This is a genomic window from Companilactobacillus heilongjiangensis, assembly GCF_000831645.3.
GTDB classification, from domain to species: domain Bacteria; phylum Bacillota; class Bacilli; order Lactobacillales; family Lactobacillaceae; genus Companilactobacillus; species Companilactobacillus heilongjiangensis.
This window is the reverse complement of sequence record NZ_CP012559.1, coordinates 2637237-2656522: the sequence shown is the minus strand read 5'-3', so window position 1 is coordinate 2656522 and position 19286 is coordinate 2637237. Positions and strand designations below refer to the sequence as shown.

Sequence of the window (19286 nt, the reverse complement as noted above, 5' to 3'; positions counted from 1 at the left end):
GAGCTGGAAAATATTTGTGTGCTGTGAAAGTAGTAAAAGGACGGGACCACCCGTCTTTTTGCTACCGGGCGTGTTTGGAGACTTGACGAATTATGTCAAGGCTTCAAACCGAGGTTCGAGACCGTACTTTGGCTCGGACCGGTCCGCACAGCTAGAGAATATTTTCCAGCTCTGTAGACGGGATACTTAACTAGCACAATACGTTATTTTCCTAAACAGAATTGCGAGAACAATTGTGTAATCAATTCGTCCGCATAACTTTCACCAGTAATTTCACCGAGAGTGTCCCAGCAAGCTGTCATATCGATTTGTACAAGGTCGATAGGCATTCCTGCTTCAATTCCAGAAATAACGTCGTTGAGGCTATTTTTAGCCTTACGGAGCAAGCCAGCTTGACGAGCACTCGTAATAATCACGTTACTGCTGTTATCTTCAATTCCGGAGTTAAAAATCTTACTGATCGTATCTTTAATAGTTTCAATACCATCATTCTTGATGGCTGAAGTTTGCAAGATAATATCGTCAGCTTTTAATTGCACGACTGAGTTCGGCGTTATAACGGGCATCAAATCATTCTTGTTAAAAATAACGATTCTTTTCTTATCTGCAGTTGCGTCCAATAACTCAATATCGTCATCCTCTAGTTCACGACTTGAATCCAATACAAGGATTACTAAGTCCGCACCGTTCAAGGCTTGTTTAGAACGTTCAACACCTATTTTTTCGACCTTATCGTCAGTATCACGGATACCGGCTGTATCGATCAACTTCAAAGGCACACCGTCAATATTGATGTACTGTTCAACGACATCACGGGTCGTTCCGGCAACATCAGTTACAATAGCTTTTTCCTCATCTAAAAGACGATTCAATAAACTTGATTTACCAACGTTAGGTTTCCCAACAATCGCTGTAGCTAAACCGTGTTGAAGGATTTCCCCACTGTCAGCTGTCTTCAATAGACTGTCGATTTTGCCACTAACTAGTCGAGCTTTTTCTAATAACAATTTAGTTGTCATCTGATCAGTATCATATTCTGGATAATCGATGTTAACTTCTACTTGAGCCAAGGAATCGAGGATTTCTTGACGTAAATTACTGATTAAATGATGTAAATTACCATCCAATTGATTGACGGCCACTTGCATAGCTTTATCAGTTTTCGCACGGATCAAATCCATAACTGATTCGGCTTGTGTTAAATCAATTCGACCGTTTAAGAAGGCACGTTTTGTAAACTCACCTGGTTCGGCCATACGAGCACCGTAACCTAACAATAGTTGGAGAACTTTATTCGTTGCAACTATACCCCCATGGGTATTAATTTCAACAACATCCTCGCGGGTGAAAGTCTTTGGTGCCAACATTACTGAGACCATGACCTCATCGACTAATGAACCGTCAGCTGGATCAATGATGTGTCCGTAATTTATGGTGTGACTGGCAACTTTAGTCAAATCACGACCTTTAAAAATTTTCATAGCAACTTCAACAGCTTGATCTCCGGACAGACGCACGATGGAAATGGCACCTTCCCCAGGAGGAGTTGAGATAGCTGCTATCGTGTCATATTCAGTTACTGAACTTGGCATAATAAGCTCCCTTTCTCGATTTTTGAGCATAAAAAAAGTGCATAATCCGCCACTTAGTGACGGAAAAGCACCTTGACTACTTTTCTATATATAAAATATATGAACAATTTCTAAAACATCTTAACGACATTTTTTACGATTGTCAATTATTTACGATTTTTATAGACACGCTTCTTAGCTTTTCTAAGACGACGTTCTTTTTCTTTCTCAGCCTCTTCAGCTTCGCGTTGTTCACGACGATACTTGAATGGGTTTTGGAAAGCCAATGTCTGAAGAACTTGGAACGCATTAGTGATAACCCAATAAATTGTAATAGCTGATGGGAATGTTAATGCTGGTACGAAGATAAAGATTGGCATGACCCAAGTCATGATCTTTGTCGTCGCATTTTGTGTTGGCTGTGAGTAGCTTGAAATGTATGTACTTAAGAAAGTAAATACCGCTGCCAAGATAGCCATGATGTAATATGGATCGGCTTTACCAAGTTGCATCCATAAGAATGTACCATCACGCAATTGTGTGGTCTTATAAATGGCTTGATAGAGGGCGAACATAACAGGCAACTGAACAACTAATGGTAAACATCCAGCAACTGGGTTCACTCCAGCCTCACTATATAGCTTCTGTGTCTCTTCACGTAGCTTCTGTTGTGTATCCGTATCTTTAGCTGAATACTTCTTCTGAAGGGCCTGCATTTGCGGCTGAATCTTCATCTGCTTGTTCATACTTCTGATTTGGAACCAGTTAAGTGGCAACAGAATAACTCTAATAATAATTGTGAAGATAATGATTGCCCAACCATAACTGTTGTGAACCAATGAAGCTAACCAAAGAATGAATTGAGAGAAACTATATAAAATATAGTGATCCCAGAATCCACTACTGTGACTAGTAATTGGTTCATTTAGGTTTGAACATCCAGCTAGAACCAAGACAACACTAAGTAAAAGAGCAACACCTATGTATTTCTTTAAGCTTTTCTTATTCACTTTTGCACCTATAGTTAATTAATATTTTGTACCCTAATTTAATACTTTACCTAATTTCAATAAATGTACAATATTTTTCTTGGATTCAAACATATCTAAATCTACCGCCGGTTTTCTTGCAATGATCAAGAAATCCAATTCTTGAGGAATTTCAGGCTTCAATTCCAAAAGTGATTGGCGGATGTATCTTTTAATACGATTACGTCCGACTGCAGTATGTGAAACTTTCTTTCCGACAGAAATTCCGACACGAAAATGCTTTTGCTTCTCTTTAGGCATCGTGTACAAAACAAAATTACGGTTTGCTACGGATTTTCCCTTGGAATAGACATATTGAAACTCATTTTCTTTTTTTATTCGATAACTTTTTCTCATATGTCACCAGTCTACTCTCGTTCTGTAATAAAAAAAGACCACCAAATTGTTTAGTGATCCTTCAAAACTAAGCTGATAATACTTTGCGACCCTTTTTACGGCGTCTTGCTAAAACTTTGCGACCATTACTTGTGCTCATTCTTTTCATGAAACCATGGACGCGTTCACGGTGACGCTTCTTTGGTTGATAAGTTCTCTTTGTAGTCATCAATAAACCTCCTGACTCTTCGTTATATTTAAAATATTCACTTCTTCAGACAATTGCTTAACTATAATATCATGTTATGCCAACTTTTTAAATAACTAATTTCCTATAAAAGCAAGTTTTTTTTAGAAAGTTTTTCGCATTTTTAATTGTGGATAATTTGTGGAGCAATTTTACAACTTGTTTTTTCCACAGGAGTATGAACAAACTTTTCCAACGGATTATTTTGCTGTGTTTTAGTTTTCCACAGGTGTTGTTGAATTCTTGTTTTTTAGGTGTAACAGCTGGTAATAGGGCTTTTGAAGTTGTGTTAATTGTGGATAACTGTGTGGATAGTTTTTATCAACAACCTTTTTCCACAAACCTGTGTATTTAGAAAATACCTGTTGTTATTTCTTCTAAATTTAAACGTGTGTTCTGTGGAAAACTCTTTGATAGAATGATAAACTATACTCTGTCATTTTAGGGAAAAAATTATCCACAACCACAGATTGGGGGGAAATAATTGCAAAATATAAATAACTCAACTGATCCAAAACTAACCGAATTTTGGGACTATTTTACAAATAAGCTTAGATCTCAATTAACTTCTGTCAGTTATTCAACTTGGGTTGAAAGTGCCAATCCTTTATATATCGATGGCAATAACATTTATATTTCGGTCCCAACAAAACTACATAAAGACTATTGGGAAAGAAATTACACCGAAAAAATTGCTATATATTCATATGAACTAAATGGAACTGAATTGAATCCAATCATCGAAAATGATGAAGAAAACAACAAAAAAGAGGAGCAAACAATCGCTCCTCAAGTTGAACAGACAACTGAAACTGCTCAACCAAAGCATATTTTCCATAATTCACATTTGAATCCAAAATATACTTTTTCTTCATTTATCGTTGGTAGCGGAAATCAGATGGCACATGCCGCAGCCTTAGCTGCAGCTGAAGATCCCGGCGGGGTCTACAATCCACTCTTTATTTATGGTGGCGTTGGTTTAGGTAAGACTCACTTGATGCAAGCAATCGGACATCAAATGATCAAACTTGATCCACTAGCTAAAGTTAAATATGTTACGAGTGAAACCTTTGCCAATGACTTCATCAACTCAATCCAGATGCGGACTCAAGACGATTTCAGACAAGAGTATCGAAACGTCGATCTACTATTAATAGATGACATTCAATTCTTCGCTGAAAAAGAGGGTACTCAAGAAGAATTCTTCCATACTTTTAATGAGCTCTACGAAAATGGTAAGCAGATCGTAATGACATCGGACCGTTTACCAAACGAAATCCCTAAATTACAACAACGATTAGTTTCCAGATTTACACAAGGTTTGTCAGCAGACATCACCGCACCTGATCTCGAAACTAGAATTGCTATCTTACGCAATAAAGCTAAAGCAGAACACCTTGAAATTCCTGATGACACGCTTTCTTATATTGCCGCTCAAATTGATACCAATGTTCGTGAACTTGAGGGTGCTTTGATTCGAGTTCAAGCTTATTCAACGACCAAAAACACTGATATTACTAAGTCAGTCGCCGCCGATGCGCTAAAAATCTATAAATTATCTAACGACAAAAACGGTATTTCCATCGCGAAAATCCAAAATAAAGTTGCTAAATATTACCGTGTCACGATCCAAGACTTAAAAGGGAAGAAACGTGTCAAAACCATTGTCGTTCCTCGACAAATCGCCATGTATCTCTCTCGTGAGTTGACCGACAGATCACTTCCACAAATCGGAATGGAATTTGGCGGTAAAGATCATACGACAGTCATGCATTCGTGTGATAAAATATCCGAATTACTCATTAAAGATGACGATTTGAAACGGTCCGTTAATGAACTGAAGGATGACCTTAGAAATTAACATGTTCATAACTTTTAGTTTTTCCCACAGTTATCCACAGCTGTTAATAACATAAAATTTTCAACTGTCACATATCTTTCTAATAGTTTTCCACAGTTTTAACAGTCCCTACTACTACTTCTATCTTTATATTAATTAATTAAAAAAGGGAGTTACCTATGAAATTTTCTATCGACAGATCAAAATTCATTAACCAAACAAGTAACGTTCAACGAGCAATTTCGACAAAGACAACTATTCCTATTTTGACAGGAATGAAATTAGATCTTTCGGAATCAGGCTTAACAATTACTGGTAGCAATTCAGACATTTCTATCACATCGTTTATTTCTAAAGAAGATGCTGATAATGATTTGAAAATTGAGAGTACTGGTTCAATTGTTCTACCTGCTAGATTCTTTAACGAAATTATTAAGAAACTTCCTGGCGACAATTTTGAATTAGAAGTTTTGAGCAATAATCAAACTTTAATCAAGTCTGGTGTTTCAGAATTTACAATCAATGGTTTGGATGCTGTAAATTATCCACACCTTCCAGATGTTGAAGCTGACAATCAACTTGTCTTTCCAACTGATGTTTTCAAAGAAGTTGTTAACCAAACTGTTATCGCTGTTTCAACTCAAGAAAGTCGTCCCGTTTTAACTGGTGTCAACTTCTTGATTACAAGTGAAGGACTAACTGCTGTTGCGACTGATAGTCACCGTCTTTCACAACGTCGTATCAACATTACTAGTGATGAAGATTACAACTTGATTATTCCTGGTAAGAGTTTGACTGAATTAGTTAGAACTATCAGCGACTCAGTTAAAGAGATCTCAATGTCAATTTCTGAAAACCAAGTTTTATTCAGTTTTGACAACATCATGTTCTACTCAAGATTGCTTGATGGCCGTTATCCAGAAACTGACCGCTTGATTCCTGATGAATCAAATACTCGTTTGACTTTCGACTCATCAAATCTACTTGCTTCAGTTGAACGTGCCTCATTGCTTTCTCATGAAAGTCGCAACAATGTTATCAAGCTTGAAATCAAAGCTGTGGATAAAAAAGCCACTCTTTACGGAAACTCACCAGAAGTTGGTACCGTTGAAGAAGTTCTTGATTGTGAAAATCTTGAAGGAGACGACTTAGAAATTTCCTTTAACCCTGATTACTTGAAAGATGCTTTGAGATCGTTCGGAAGTAACACAACAATTGAAATGAGTTTCACATCACCATTACATCCATTTACTTTAAGACCAGTAGAAGATCGTGATAATTTCGTGCAACTTATCACTCCAGTACGAACATTTTAATGTGAAAACGCAAAAATAGACTGAACTTTCGGTTCGGTCTATTTTTTTTGCCAATATCAGCCAAAACGCCGTAATTTAGCGTAGAAACTTTTTTGAGGGTATTTTAGTGGGTGGATACTCATTATTTGAAAAATTGCTCAAATCGCCTGATATTTAGTTCTAAGTTGTTTTTTATTGTGAAAACAACTATAATATTAGTATGTCATTAATGGATAAATCTAATAAATAGGGTGTTAACAATGTCTGAAAAAATTAAGCTAGAAACTGAATTTATAACCTTAGGTCAAATGTTAAAAGAAGCTGGAGTCATCGAAACTGGTGGCCAAGCTAAATGGTTCTTACGTGAGAATTCAGTCCTTCTTAACGGCAGTCCCGAAGATCGTCGTGGTAAAAAGTTACGCTCTGGGGACGTTGTAGTTGTCGGTGATCAAACTTTTGAAATTGAATAGTAGATGTTTGTAAAAGAACTCAAACTTCAAAATTACCGTAACTACGAATCCTTAAACGTCAATTTTTCACCCGCTATCAATGTATTTTTGGGAGAAAATGCTCAAGGCAAGACCAATTTATTAGAGGCTATGTATTTTTTAGCTTTGACGAGAAGCCATCGAACATCAAATGACAAGGATTTAATTAGGTGGGGCAGTGATTTTGCAAGAATCTCCGGTACGGTGATCAAAGATAATTCCAGTCGTCTGAAATTGGATTTGGTCGTCAGTAAGTCTGGAAAAAAAGCCAAATTGAATAATTTAGAACAACGTAAATTATCCAGTTACATTGGTAATTTGAATGTTGTTCTTTTTTCTCCAGAAGATTTGTCGATTGTTAAAGGCAATCCTGGGATTCGTCGCAAGTTCATTGATATGGAATTTGGCCAAATGTCGGCGCAATATTTGAAGACGATGAGTCAATTCCGGTCAGTTTTAAAACAGCGCAATGCATATTTAAAAAAACTTCAGCATCACCAAGCGAACGATATGATTTATTTAGATGTTTTATCAGATCAGTTTGCGGCGTATTGTGCGGAAGTTGTTTTTTCACGTTTACAGTTTTTACAGAAGTTGCAGGTTCATATTGAAAAGATTCATGCAAATATTACCGAAGATAATGAAAAACTAGAAATTGTTTACAATACGTTTTTCAAAACTGACGGAAAGAGTCTTGAAAATATCTATAATATTTTCAAAGATAATTTCAAAAAGAGCTACCAAAAAGAGATTCAACGTGGTGTGACGCTTTCTGGTCCACATCGCGATGATATTAAATTCATGGTCAATGGGAAAAATGTTCAAGATTTCGGATCACAAGGTCAACAGCGGTCAGTCGCTTTGAGTTTGAAATTTGCGGAAGTCGAATTGATTAAGGATCAGGTAGGGGATTATCCAATTCTTTTGTTGGACGATGTCTTGTCAGAACTTGATCACAAACGACAGACCCATTTACTATCCTCAATTAAGGGTGGTATTCAAACTTTTATTACCACGACTTCGATCGATGACGTTGATCCGGAATTGGTTAAAAATCCTAATATTTTAAATATTAAAAATGGCAAAGTTCAACAGGAGGAGATTTAATGGCTGAAGACAGAAAAGCTGAGCTGGAAAAGAAAGAAGAAAAAGTCGAAGAATATGACGCGAGTCAAATTCAAGTTCTTGAAGGACTAGAGGCTGTTCGTAAGCGTCCTGGTATGTATATCGGTTCTACTAGTAAACAAGGTTTACACCATCTTGTTTGGGAAATTATTGATAATGGTATTGATGAAGCTTTAGCTGGTTTCGCTACAAAGATCGAGGTTACTGTTGAACCTGATAACTCCATTACTGTTACCGATGATGGACGTGGTATTCCAGTTGATATTCAAAAGAAGACTGGTAAGCCTGCTCTTGAAACGGTTTATACAATTTTGCACGCTGGTGGTAAATTCGGCGGTGGCGGTTATAAAGTATCTGGTGGTTTGCATGGTGTTGGTGCTTCCGTTGTTAATGCGTTGAGTAGTCAATTGCAGGTTGAAGTTGTTCGTGCCGGCAAACGTTACGGTATCGACTTCGAACGTGGCAAGGTTAAGGATGCAATGCATGTCCTCGGCGATGCTGGTGAATTTAAACATGGAACTAAAGTCCATTTCGTGCCAGATCCAGATATTTTTACCGAAACTACAGTTTACGATGACAAAGTTTTAACAACTAGAATTCGTGAACTAGCTTTCTTAAATAAAGGCTTGAAGTTAACTTTCACTGATAAGAGAGCTGATACAGCTGAAAAATTAGTTTTCCACTATGAAGGTGGAATTAAGAGTTACGTTGAATTCATGGATAAAGACAAGGAAGTCCTTTTCGACGATCCTATTTATCTTGAAGGTGTTCAAGACGGTATTACTGTTGAAGTTGCCCTCCAATATACTGATGAATATCACACTAACTTGATGACTTTCGCTAATAACATTCACACCTATGAAGGTGGTACTCACGAAGTTGGTTTCAAGACAGCTTTGACACGTGTTATTAACGATTACGCTCACAAAAACAAATTATTAAAAGATACCGACAAATTATCTGGTGAAGATGTTCGTGAAGGGATGACTGCGGTCGTTTCTATCAAGCACCCGGACCCACAATTTGAAGGTCAAACAAAGACAAAACTTGGTAATAGTGACGCTAGAACTATCACTGATCGTCTATTCAGTGAACATTTCATGAAGTTCTTGATGGAAAATCCTAACGTTGCTAAGAAGATTATTGAAAAGGGTTCTTTAGCTACCAAAGCTCGTCTAGCTGCTAAGCGTGCTCGTGAAGTAACTAGAAAGCAAAATGGTTTGGAAATCAGTAATTTACCTGGTAAGTTGGCTGACAACTCAAGTAAAGATCCTGCAATTTCTGAATTATTTATCGTCGAGGGTGATTCAGCCGGTGGTTCTGCTAAGACTGGTCGTTCACGTTTAACACAAGCTATTTTGCCTATTAGAGGTAAGATTTTGAACGTTGAAAAAGCTTCAATGGACAAAATCTTGGCTAATGAAGAAATCAGAACTTTGTTCACAGCGATGGGAACAGGTTTTGGTGAAGATTTCGATATTTCTAAGGCTAGATATCACAAGGTTATTATCATGACCGATGCCGATGTCGATGGTGCCCATATCAGAACATTGCTTTTGACGTTGCTTTACAGATACATGCGTCCAATCGTTGATGCAGGCTATGTTTATATCGCTAAGCCACCTTTGTATCAAGTTCGCCAAGGTAAGATGATGCAGTACTTTGATACTGATAAAGAAAAAGATGAATTTGTTGAACAATTAGCACCAAAACCAGAACCAAAGATTCAACGTTACAAGGGTCTTGGTGAAATGGATGCTGATCAATTATGGGAAACAACTATGGATCCTGACAAGAGAAGATTGGACCGTGTTAACCTCGATGATGCCATTGAAGCTAACGCAGTCTTCTCAATGTTGATGGGTGACAAAGTTGAACCTAGACGTGAGTTCATCGAAGCAAATGCACGTTATGCAGAAGTAGATTATTAGGGAGGATGGCAATTTAATGGCAGAGCATAGAATAGAAAATGTTAATTTGACAGAAGTCATGAAGAATTCCTTTGTTGACTACGCTGCTAGTGTTATCGTGTCACGTGCGTTACCTGATGTTCGTGATGGCCTCAAACCCGTTCATCGTCGTATCCTTTACGGTATGAATGAGTTAGGTGTTACACCTGACAAACCATACAAGAAGAGTGCCCGTTTCGTTGGGGATATCATGGGTAAGTATCACCCCCACGGGGATTCAGCTATCTACGAATCAATGGTTAGAATGGCTCAGGATTTCAGTTACCGTTACCCATTGGTTGATGGACACGGAAACTTTGGATCAATCGATGGTGATCCGCCCGCTGCTATGCGTTATACCGAAGCACGTATGAGCAAGATGGCGGTTGAAATGTTGCGTGATATCAACAAAGATACCGTTGACCTTGTTCCTAATTATGATGGTGAAGAAAAAGAACCAATGGTTTTACCAGCTCGTTTCCCTAACTTGTTAGTTAATGGTGCAACTGGTATCGCCGTTGGTATGACAACTAATATCCCCGCTCATAACTTGAAAGAAGTTATTGATGCATTGCATATTTTGATGAGAAATAAGGATGCAACTGTAGCTGATTTGATGAAAGTTATTCCCGGACCTGACTTTCCTACTGGTGGTATCATCATGGGCCGTTCAGGTATCAGAAAAGCTTATGAAACTGGTAAAGGTACAATCATTCTCCGTGCCAAAATTGACGTTGTAACGAAGAAGAGTGGCGCTGAACAAATCATCGTGACTGAACTTCCATACATGGTCAACAAGGCTAAGTTGGTTGAACGTATTGCTGAACTAGCTCGTGAGAAAAAACTTGAAGGTATCACTGATTTGAACGATGAATCTGACCGTGAAGGTATGCGTATCGTTATCGATATTCGTCGTGACGTCAGTGCTTCAGTTGTTTTGAATAACCTTTATAAATTGACATCATTACAAATTTCATATGGTATCAACATGGTTGCTATCGTGGGTAAGACTCCTAAGGTCTTCACACTTAAAGGTGTCCTAGTTGAATACTTGAAGCATCAAGAAGTTGTTATCAGAAGAAGAACTGAATTCGAATTGAAACGTGCCAAAGCTAGAGCTCATATCCTTGAAGGATTGAGAATTGCCTTGGATCACATCGATGAGATTATCAGTATTATCCGTGGTTCTCAGACTTCAGCGATTGCTAAGCAAACTTTGATGGACAAATTCAAGCTTTCAGACAAACAATCACAAGCTATTCTAGATATGCGTCTGGTTCGTTTGACTGGTTTGGAACGTGAAAAAGTTGAAGCTGAGTATCAAGAACTCTTAGTTAAAATTGCGGACTTCGAAGATATTTTGGCTAAACCAGAACGTGTCGACAAGATTATTTATGACGAATTGCTTGATATTCAAGATAAATTCGGCGATCCAAGAAGAACTGAAATTCGTGCTAGTGAAGTTGCTAACATCGAAGATGAAGATTTAATTGAAGAAGAAAATATCTTAGTCGTTTTGACACACAATGGTTATATCAAACGTTTGTCTGCGGATGAATTTCGTGTTCAAAATCGTGGTGGCCGTGGTGTTCAAGGAATGGGGATTCATGATGATGATTTCATCGAACAGATGATTTATACATCAACACATGACCGTCTCTTGTTCTTTACAAACGCTGGTAAAGTTTATCGAATCAAAGGGTATGAAGTTCCTGAATATGGGCGTACAGCCAAGGGAATTCCAATTATCAACCTCTTGAATATCGAGAAGGGCGAAAAGATTGAAACTGTCATCAATGTCGATAAAGATGTTGATCCCGATAATTCATTCTTGTTCTTCGTTACTAAATACGGAACCGTTAAACGGACTCCAGTTAGTGACTTTGCCAATATCAGACACTCTGGTTTGCGTGCAATTACTTTGCGTGATGAAGATGAATTGAACAATGCCTTCTTAACTGATGGCAGTAAAGTTATTATCATCGGAACTCACAAAGGTTATGCCGTAACATTTAGAGAAAGCGACGTTCGCCCAATGGGAAGAACAGCTGCCGGTGTCCGTGGTATTAAGTTGCGTGAAGAAGACTATGTCGTTGGCTCATCAATTGCTGAAGCTAGCCAAGAAATTTTGACCATCTCAGAAAATGGTTATGGTAAGAGAACTGCCGTAACTGAATACCCAATCAAGGGTCGTGGTGGTAAAGGTATCAAGACTGCTAACGTAACTGAGAAAAATGGACCAATTGCTGGTTTGACAGTTGTTGACGGTGATGAAGATATCATGTTGATCACTGATAAAGGTGTTATGATTCGTTTCGGCGTTCAAAGCGTCTCACAAACAGGTCGTGCAACACTTGGTGTCAGATTGATTAAAGTCGATGACGATTCAATCGTTTCAACAATGGCAAAAATTGCTGAAGACGAAACAGAAGATTCCGAAGATACTGATAACAGTGACAAGACTGATGATTCAACAAATGATTCATCAGAAGAAAATTCAACTGATTCAGTAGATTCTGATACTTCTGATAGTTCAGAAGATTCAGATAATTCAGATTCAGACAATGAATAATAATAAATAGTAAAAAAAACTAATCGTTTCTGCGTACTTTAGATATGTAGCCCAATTAAGGGATGCGTGTCAGGCAGAAACGGTTTTTTTGTTGCCGCCTCCGGGTTTGAGAGAATTCTATCTGCTGTGCCGACCGGTGTGAGCCAAGGTCTCACGCCTCGCTTTGAAGCCTTGCAAAAACAGCAAGTCTCCAAAGACGCCGGTGGTGTAATGGCTAAAGCCATAACGCCACTTGCACGGCGGATAGATTCTCTCAAACCCTCCGGCTAATTTGACTTTGAATGTTGGTATTAGCTTTATTTTGTGGCTTTGTATACATAGTCATTGCTTAGTCATGCTGGCAGCTATGAATTGAAATTTGATTATGTATGATAGATATCTACAAAAAATCCTCAGACTTAGTCGGAGGTTGGCAGAAAGATAGTCCAGCAATGGAGGTGGCGTTATGGCTTTAGCCATTACACCACAGGACGAGTTTTGAGACGCGCTTTTTCGGCTCAAAATCGAGGCGCGAGACCTTGGCTCGCGTCGGTCCCATAGCGGACTATATTTCTGCCAACCGGAGACGGCAAATTACAATAGAATTAGTCCTAGTAATTACAGACAACTTATGATAGAATTATCATTCGTGAGTATAAAATGTAGTTAATTTATGCTCCTTGTCCTTTCCAAGTGGAAGGGACCATTAGACCATAAGGAGGTGTACAGTCATGGCTGAAGCACATTACGAAATCACATATATCATTAAACCTGATATGGAAGAAGACGCAAAGAAGGTATTGATCGATCGTTTCGATAAGATCCTTACTGACAACGGCGCCAAAGTAATCGACTCAAAAGACTGGGAAAAGAAACGCTTAGCATACGAAATCGCTAATTACAAAGAAGGTATTTACCATATCGTAAATGCTGAATCTGATAACGATGAAGCAGTTAACGAATTCGACCGTCTTTCAAAGATTGAAGATAACATTCTTCGTCACATGATCGTTAGACGCGAAGACTAAACTTGTTTCACGTGAAACATTTTAAGGAGGCAGATAAATGATTAATCGAGTAGTTTTAGTTGGACGCCTGACACGTGATCCTGAATTGAGATATACTTCTAGCGGAGCTGCGGTTGCCAGTTTTACAGTTGCTGTAAACAGACAATTCACAAATTCTCAAGGGGAACGTGATGCCGATTTTATCGGTTGTACTATTTGGAGAAAAGCTGCCGAGAACTTTGTCAACTTCACTAAGAAGGGTTCGCTTGTCGGTATTGATGGACGTATCCAAACGAGTTCATATGATAATCAACAAGGTCAAAGAGTCTACAGAACGGATGTTATTGTGGAAAACTTCTCCTTGCTTGAATCTCGTGCTGAAAGTGAAAGACGTGATTCTGGTAGTGGTAATAATTATTCAAATAATAATCAAGCACCTAGCTACAATAATTCTAACCAATCAAATCAGTCTCCAGTAAATAATAACAGTAATAACAACTTTAACGGTGGCAACAATGCCCCTGCTAATAGTGGTAATTACAACAGCAATACAAATAATAATAACAATAATCAATCTAACAATAATAACAGCAGTAGTGCTGATCCATTTGCTGACAACAGTAAACCAATTGACATTTCTGATGATGATTTACCATTTTAATATAGAAGGGAGCAATTAATAATGGCCCAACAAAGAAGAGGCGGACGTAGAAGACGTAAAGTTGACTTCATCGCTGCTAACCATATCGAATACATCGATTACAAAGATACAGACTTACTTAAGAGATTTATCTCAGAACGTGGTAAGATTTTACCTAGACGTGTTACTGGTACAAGTGCTAAGAACCAACGTGCTTTGACTGTAGCTATCAAGAGAGCAAGAATCATGGCTCTACTTCCATTCGTTGCTGAAGACTAATTTTTTGAAAATTAATTAAAGACCACTTTTCGGTGGTCTTTTTTTAAACCCTCAAAAGTGAAAATCCATTTGATCCTGATGACGGTCATAAACTGACTGAGCTTGGGGTCTATTTTTATCAATAAAATGTCATATATAATTGACATAATTATTTTTAAGCCCTACAATTACAAATGTAATATATATATGACTTTTTGAAATGAAGGGTGAATGGATGAATCGTGTTCGTGAATATCGTCGTAGTTTAAAGTTGTCGCAAATGGCTCTGGCTGAAAAGGCTGGTGTAGCGAGGCAAACGATTAATCTAATTGAAAACGATAAGTATAATCCGTCTTTAGATCTGTGTCTAAAACTGGCTTGGATACTGAAGACTGATTTGAATACGCTTTTTTGGAGGGATCAAGATGAAGACTAAGTGGGATGATAAAGTAATCAAAAAGTTCTTTGGAATTCCTGGAGTGATGGACGAACGAGTCAAGAATGAAATTGGTCGGAATTCAATTAGAACAGTAATTGTATTGTTGGTTTTTGAATTCTTGTTTGCAATTGCTAGCTTTTCATATGCCGCAGCAGGATTGGTAAATGATTTTGAAAATTTCTTTTATATTAATATATTAATTCAATTGTTAGCGGTTTCATGGATTGCGATTTTATGTTCGATGATTCCGTTACGTCAGCTTGGTTTAATTGATCGAGAAACTACTAAGCAAAATAAAGAACAGAAAATAAAACAAATTCGTCTGAAGTGGATGAAGATGCTGCCGTTAAATTTTCTTTCCTTTTGGATAATCAGCTCAGTTCTAGAGTTTTCGAAACGTAGTTTTCTAACTGTGTTATTTAGTCGGCAGGAATTGTTTGAAGCACTATTTTTTGCCATTTTTTTCAGCGGATTTATGTATTTATGGGAAAGGCATCTGATACGTGTTGTTAAAGATGATAGGTATTAGATAAAACGCTTTCTTTAATAGTTATTTTCAGCACTATATATGAAGAAAGAAGAAGTCGCCTGTGATAAAATTAAAGGGTATATCTAAGAGGGGACTATTATGAAAAAGATAAAAGCTAATCTGAAATTCTTCCTTTCACGAGTTGATCATTCAACTCAACTTACGGCGGTCTCTTTGATTGTTATGTTATTTTCGATATTAATAGTTGGTTTGATTCACGGCTCAGCAGCTGGTTACATTCAAGCTATACTAGTAATTATCTCGTTAATCCTATTTGTTTATTTATTCCTATTATTAGGTGAAAAAGCAGGTAAGTATACTAACAATTTGCAGTATCGAATTGATCGGGGAACAGATAACAGTTTTGTAGAGTATCCATTAGGAATACTTCTATATGATACTGATAAACAGATTCAGTGGGTGAACCCTTACTTTGTTGAAGAGACAGGATTTAATCCATCTAACAGTATGACCATCGGAGATGTATCGGCCAAATTAGCCAGTATGATTGATGATGCGAATCCTACGGGGAATCAAACGATTCAAATCGATGACAAGTATTATTTGGTACAGGTTCAAACAGAACTGAAAGTCATCTATTTAATGGATATTACACACTATTCTAAAATTGAAAAGAGATATGAAGAAAATCGTTCAGTTATCGGACAAGTATATTTGGATAACTACGCTGAGATTACTCAGTCAATGAGTGATCGTGATGTCTCTAATTTGGATAATTATATTACCAATGAGTTGTCGAATTGGGCTTCAGAACAGCAGATGTTCTTGAAACGTATCGATGATGATCATTTCTTTATCATGGCTTACACAGGTCGGATTTTTGAAATGGAAAAGACTGGTTTTAAGATTTTGGATATCATCCGTGAGTACACATCACAACAAAATGTACCTTTGACGCTAAGTATGGGCTTCTCATATGGTGTTGATGATTTGCATAAGCTGAACGATGAGGCGCAAAAGAATCTTAATTTGGCACTTGGACGTGGTGGTGATCAGGTCGTCGTTAAAGAAATTGGCGAAAAAGCTCGTTTCTACGGCGGAAATACTGATCCAATGGAAAAGAGAACCCGGGTTCGAGCTAGAATGATTAGTGAAGCGCTCCAAGAATTGCTCAAGGATAGCGACCAAGTCATTGTTATGGGACACTCGCATCCCGATATGGATGTTTTGGGCTCATCCCTTGGTATTAGACGTATTTCAATGATGAATAATACTCCATGTAAGATTGTCATCAATCCGAATACCTTGCACTCTGACGTCAGTCGTTTGTTGGGCATGATTGACGAAGATCCTAGTATTAAGAAAGATATTATTTCACCAGAGGAATCTGAGACTATCAAGACGCCTAGAACTTTGATTGTTATGGTCGATCACTCGAAACAGAGTATCTCTATCAATCCTGATTTGTTCAACGGCGATAATAATAAAGTTGTCGTTATTGATCACCATAGACGTGGCGAGGAATTCCCAGAAAATCCAATGTTGATTTATATCGAACCATACGCTTCATCAACGAGTGAATTGATTACTGAAATGCTTGAATATCAGCCTAAGAATAAAAAAGCCATCGAAAAAATCGAGGCTACAGCGTTGTTGGCTGGTATTACAGTCGATACGAAGTCATTCTCACTCAGAACTGGTACCAGAACCTTTGATGCGGCCAGTTACTTGCGTTCAGTGGGTGCTGATGAGACCGTCATCCAGAATGTTTTGAAAGAGAATATCGACTCATTTATTCAAAAGAGTCACTTAATCGAAACAATTACGATGGTCAATGGCAACATGGCAGTATGTTTTGGCGAAGAAGACCAATCTTACGATCCAGTTATTGTTGCCCAAGCAGCTGATACATTGTTATCATTAGATAATGTTGAAGCATCATTTGTTATTAGCAAACGTCCAGATGGTCGTGTTGGTATTTCAGCACGTAGTTTGGGAAATGTTAATGTTCAAGTCATTATGGAGAAACTTGGCGGTGGTGGACACTTGTCTGATGCCGCAACTCAAATTTCTGATTCAACGGTCGAGGATGTCAAAAATCAATTGGTTGACGTATTGACTGAATCTAATAAGAAGAACTAAGAGGAGGATTCATATAATATGAAAGTTATTTTCCTAGAAGATGTTAGAGGTAAAGGTAAGAAGGGGGAGCTAAGGAATGTTGCTGACGGTTACGCCCAAAACTTCCTAATTAAGAATAAAAAGGCTATTGAGGCTACAACTGCTAATGTTGCTAAATTAAAGGCTGAACAAAACCGTGAAGCTAAAGATTACGAAGCTGAAAAAGCTGAAGCTAAGGTTTTGAAGACTCAGATTGAAGATGACAAGACAGTTGTCGAAGTTTCAGCTAAAGCTGGTACTGATGGTCGTTTATTCGGCTCAGTTACAACTAAGAAAATTGCTGAAGAATTAAATAACCAATATGGAATCAAAGCTGATAAGCACAAGATGACATTAGCTGATGGTGTTAAGGCACTTGGATACATTAACGTTCCTGTTAAATTGTTTGAAGGTGTTGAGGCAACCATTCGCGTACACGTTGCTGAAAAGAAGTAGGAATAAATGAATAATGATATAACTTCAAGAATACCGCCCAATGATAAGGATGCCGAGCAAGCCGTATTAGGAGCGGTTTTTCTTAGTCAGGATGCTTTAATCGAAGCTATGGAATACGTTGAAGCGGAAGATTTTTATCAACACGCTAATCAATTAGTATTCCAAGCTATGATGAATTTAAACGATGAGGAAGAACCAGTCGATGTTGTGACAGTTCAAAACGAACTCGATCGTTTAAATCAAATTGAGGATATTGGTGGGGTCAGTTACTTAGCTGAACTAGCTAGTGCTGTACCGACAGCCGCTAATACGACTTATTATGCCAAAATCGTTAAGAACAAATCGACTTTGCGTCGTCTGATCAATGCTGCCACAGGAATTGTCCAACGGAGTTTTGAAGAAGATGAAGATGTTGATAGTATTATCGATTTATCCGAAAAAGAAATCATGGATGTTTCTGAAAACCGAAATCACAAGGGTTTCAGAAGAATCTCAGATGTTGTAAAGTCTTCATTTGAGGAGATTGATAAACTCTATGATCAAGACAGTGATGTTACTGGACTTTCAACTGGTTACAAAGATCTTGATGCCATGACGACTGGTTTGCATAAGGATGAATTAGTTATCCTCGCTGCCCGTCCCGGTGTTGGTAAAACTGCCTTTGCTTTGAACTTGGCTCAAAATGCGGCCACGAAATCTAATGCCACAGTTGCTATTTTCTCTTTGGAAATGGGTGCTGAATCGTTAGTTAACCGTATGCTTTGTTCAGAAGGTAGTATTGACGCCAATGCGTTGAGAACTGGTAAGTTGGATGAGAATCAATGGAACAGTTTAGTTGTTGCCATGGGTAGTTTGTCACGGACTAACGTCTATATCGACGATACCCCTGGTATTAAGATGGCTGAAATTAGATCAAAATGTCGTCGACTTTTAAAGGAAAGCGGCAATTTGGATTTAGTTATCATTGATTATTTGCAGTTGATCGAAGGTACTGGTCAAGAAAATAGACAACAAGAAGTTTCTGTTATTTCTCGTAATTTGAAAAAATTAGCAAAAGAATTACATGTACCAATAATCGCATTGTCACAGCTTTCCCGTGGTGTTGAAGCTCGTCAAGATAAGAGACCAATGTTGTCAGATATCCGTGAATCTGGTTCAATTGAACAGGATGCGGATATCGTAGCTTTTCTTTATCGTGATGATTATTATCGTGATGAAGATGGCGATGACAACAATAATAGTGAGCCGCAAGAGGAACCGGAAGATCCGGATGTTGGTGAAGTCGAAGTCATCATCAGTAAGAACCGTTCGGGTCCTCGTGGGACTGCTAAGTTATTGTTCGTGAAATCTTATAATAAGTTTTCATCGATCGCGAATATTCCAGAAAATTAAATAGTGTAGGTGTA

General features: G+C 37.9%; 18 protein-coding genes. 14 read left to right on the top strand and 4 right to left on the bottom strand.

Going from position 1 to position 19286, the window contains the following annotated elements; all coding sequences use genetic code 11:
• Nucleotides 1-203: 203 nt before the first annotated feature.
• The 4 genes from mnmE to rpmH all read right to left on the bottom strand — a co-directional run bounded on the left by mnmE (nucleotide 204) and on the right by rpmH (nucleotide 3164).
• Entirely contained in the window at nucleotides 204-1592 is a 1389-nt protein-coding gene (mnmE, locus tag JP39_RS11835; protein ID WP_041498947.1) for a tRNA uridine-5-carboxymethylaminomethyl(34) synthesis GTPase MnmE, read from the bottom strand.
• Between the two features lie 146 nt (nucleotides 1593-1738).
• Nucleotides 1739-2581 carry a membrane protein insertase YidC gene (yidC, locus tag JP39_RS11830; protein WP_041498946.1) on the bottom strand — a complete coding sequence of 281 codons (843 nt, stop codon included), beginning with the start codon at nucleotides 2579-2581 and terminating at the stop codon, nucleotides 1739-1741.
• Between the two features lie 33 nt (nucleotides 2582-2614).
• The gene (rnpA, locus tag JP39_RS11825) at nucleotides 2615-2956 is read right to left on the bottom strand and encodes a ribonuclease P protein component (protein ID WP_041498945.1); all 342 of its coding nucleotides are present in this window, start codon (nucleotides 2954-2956) and stop codon (nucleotides 2615-2617) included.
• Between the two features lie 67 nt (nucleotides 2957-3023).
• Nucleotides 3024-3164 (bottom strand): 50S ribosomal protein L34, encoded by a 141-nt coding sequence (gene rpmH / locus JP39_RS11820; protein ID WP_025085419.1) that lies wholly within the window; start codon nucleotides 3162-3164, stop codon nucleotides 3024-3026.
• 502 nt (nucleotides 3165-3666) lie between these two features.
• On the opposite strand from rpmH, the gene dnaA reads away from it, so the two are divergent.
• From dnaA to dnaB, 14 genes are all read left to right on the top strand, one after another.
• On the top strand, nucleotides 3667-5043 hold the full coding sequence (dnaA, locus tag JP39_RS11815) for a chromosomal replication initiator protein DnaA (protein ID WP_041498942.1): 1377 nt from the start codon (nucleotides 3667-3669) through the stop codon (nucleotides 5041-5043).
• Between the two features lie 158 nt (nucleotides 5044-5201).
• The gene (gene dnaN, locus JP39_RS11810) at nucleotides 5202-6338 is read left to right on the top strand and encodes a DNA polymerase III subunit beta (RefSeq protein ID WP_041498941.1); all 1137 of its coding nucleotides are present in this window, start codon (nucleotides 5202-5204) and stop codon (nucleotides 6336-6338) included.
• Nucleotides 6339-6577: 239 nt separating this feature from the next.
• A complete protein-coding gene (gene yaaA, locus JP39_RS11805) occupies nucleotides 6578-6787 on the top strand; it encodes a S4 domain-containing protein YaaA (protein WP_041498940.1) in 210 nt (69 codons plus the stop codon).
• Between the two features lie 3 nt (nucleotides 6788-6790).
• The gene (gene recF, locus JP39_RS11800) at nucleotides 6791-7912 is read left to right on the top strand and encodes a DNA replication/repair protein RecF (protein ID WP_041498939.1); all 1122 of its coding nucleotides are present in this window, start codon (nucleotides 6791-6793) and stop codon (nucleotides 7910-7912) included.
• Complete coding sequence (gene gyrB / locus JP39_RS11795) at nucleotides 7912-9861, top strand: DNA topoisomerase (ATP-hydrolyzing) subunit B (protein WP_041498937.1); 1950 nt, start codon at nucleotides 7912-7914, stop codon at nucleotides 9859-9861. The genes recF and gyrB overlap by 1 nt, the downstream gene beginning before the upstream one ends.
• Before the next feature lie 16 nt (nucleotides 9862-9877).
• Nucleotides 9878-12451: a DNA gyrase subunit A gene (gene gyrA, locus JP39_RS11790; protein ID WP_041498936.1), complete on the top strand. Its 2574-nt coding sequence runs from the start codon at nucleotides 9878-9880 to the stop codon at nucleotides 12449-12451.
• A gap of 710 nt (nucleotides 12452-13161) precedes the next feature.
• Nucleotides 13162-13458 carry a 30S ribosomal protein S6 gene (rpsF, locus tag JP39_RS11780; protein WP_041498933.1) on the top strand — a complete coding sequence of 99 codons (297 nt, stop codon included), beginning with the start codon at nucleotides 13162-13164 and terminating at the stop codon, nucleotides 13456-13458.
• Nucleotides 13459-13495: 37 nt separating this feature from the next.
• Nucleotides 13496-14098, top strand: a complete 603-nt coding sequence (ssb, locus tag JP39_RS11775; protein WP_041498931.1) for a single-stranded DNA-binding protein — start codon at nucleotides 13496-13498, stop codon at nucleotides 14096-14098.
• 21 nt (nucleotides 14099-14119) lie between these two features.
• A complete protein-coding gene (gene rpsR, locus JP39_RS11770; RefSeq protein WP_041498930.1) occupies nucleotides 14120-14356 on the top strand; it encodes a 30S ribosomal protein S18 in 237 nt (78 codons plus the stop codon).
• Between the two features lie 214 nt (nucleotides 14357-14570).
• Nucleotides 14571-14771, top strand: a complete 201-nt coding sequence (locus JP39_RS11765) for a helix-turn-helix transcriptional regulator (protein ID WP_041498928.1) — start codon at nucleotides 14571-14573, stop codon at nucleotides 14769-14771.
• Nucleotides 14761-15303, top strand: a complete 543-nt coding sequence (locus JP39_RS11760; protein ID WP_041498927.1) for a DUF3278 domain-containing protein — start codon at nucleotides 14761-14763, stop codon at nucleotides 15301-15303. The genes JP39_RS11765 and JP39_RS11760 overlap by 11 nt, the downstream gene beginning before the upstream one ends.
• A gap of 99 nt (nucleotides 15304-15402) precedes the next feature.
• Entirely contained in the window at nucleotides 15403-17406 is a 2004-nt protein-coding gene (locus tag JP39_RS11755) for a DHH family phosphoesterase (protein ID WP_041498926.1), read from the top strand.
• Between the two features lie 18 nt (nucleotides 17407-17424).
• A complete protein-coding gene (gene rplI / locus JP39_RS11750) occupies nucleotides 17425-17880 on the top strand; it encodes a 50S ribosomal protein L9 (RefSeq protein ID WP_041498925.1) in 456 nt (151 codons plus the stop codon).
• A gap of 6 nt (nucleotides 17881-17886) precedes the next feature.
• Nucleotides 17887-19272: a replicative DNA helicase gene (gene dnaB / locus JP39_RS11745; RefSeq protein WP_041498924.1), complete on the top strand. Its 1386-nt coding sequence runs from the start codon at nucleotides 17887-17889 to the stop codon at nucleotides 19270-19272.
• Nucleotides 19273-19286: the final 14 nt, after the last annotated feature.

Bases quoted from the DNA above. Each gene is read 5' to 3' on its own strand.
- rpmH (WP_025085419.1), bottom strand. From the start codon at position 3,164: ATGACTACAAAGAGAACTTATCAACCAAAGAAGCGTCACCGTGAACGC.
- rpsR (WP_041498930.1), top strand. From the start codon at position 14,120: ATGGCCCAACAAAGAAGAGGCGGACGTAGAAGACGTAAAGTTGACTTC.
- mnmE (WP_041498947.1), bottom strand. From the start codon at position 1,592: ATGCCAAGTTCAGTAACTGAATATGACACGATAGCAGCTATCTCAACT.
- dnaB (WP_041498924.1), top strand. From the start codon at position 17,887: ATGAATAATGATATAACTTCAAGAATACCGCCCAATGATAAGGATGCC.
- JP39_RS11755 (WP_041498926.1), top strand. From the start codon at position 15,403: ATGAAAAAGATAAAAGCTAATCTGAAATTCTTCCTTTCACGAGTTGAT.
- dnaN (WP_041498941.1), top strand. From the start codon at position 5,202: ATGAAATTTTCTATCGACAGATCAAAATTCATTAACCAAACAAGTAAC.
- JP39_RS11765 (WP_041498928.1), top strand. From the start codon at position 14,571: ATGAATCGTGTTCGTGAATATCGTCGTAGTTTAAAGTTGTCGCAAATG.
- gyrB (WP_041498937.1), top strand. From the start codon at position 7,912: ATGGCTGAAGACAGAAAAGCTGAGCTGGAAAAGAAAGAAGAAAAAGTC.
- yaaA (WP_041498940.1), top strand. From the start codon at position 6,578: ATGTCTGAAAAAATTAAGCTAGAAACTGAATTTATAACCTTAGGTCAA.
- recF (WP_041498939.1), top strand. From the start codon at position 6,791: ATGTTTGTAAAAGAACTCAAACTTCAAAATTACCGTAACTACGAATCC.
- ssb (WP_041498931.1), top strand. From the start codon at position 13,496: ATGATTAATCGAGTAGTTTTAGTTGGACGCCTGACACGTGATCCTGAA.
- rnpA (WP_041498945.1), bottom strand. From the start codon at position 2,956: ATGAGAAAAAGTTATCGAATAAAAAAAGAAAATGAGTTTCAATATGTC.
- rpsF (WP_041498933.1), top strand. From the start codon at position 13,162: ATGGCTGAAGCACATTACGAAATCACATATATCATTAAACCTGATATG.
- gyrA (WP_041498936.1), top strand. From the start codon at position 9,878: ATGGCAGAGCATAGAATAGAAAATGTTAATTTGACAGAAGTCATGAAG.
- rplI (WP_041498925.1), top strand. From the start codon at position 17,425: ATGAAAGTTATTTTCCTAGAAGATGTTAGAGGTAAAGGTAAGAAGGGG.
- JP39_RS11760 (WP_041498927.1), top strand. From the start codon at position 14,761: ATGAAGACTAAGTGGGATGATAAAGTAATCAAAAAGTTCTTTGGAATT.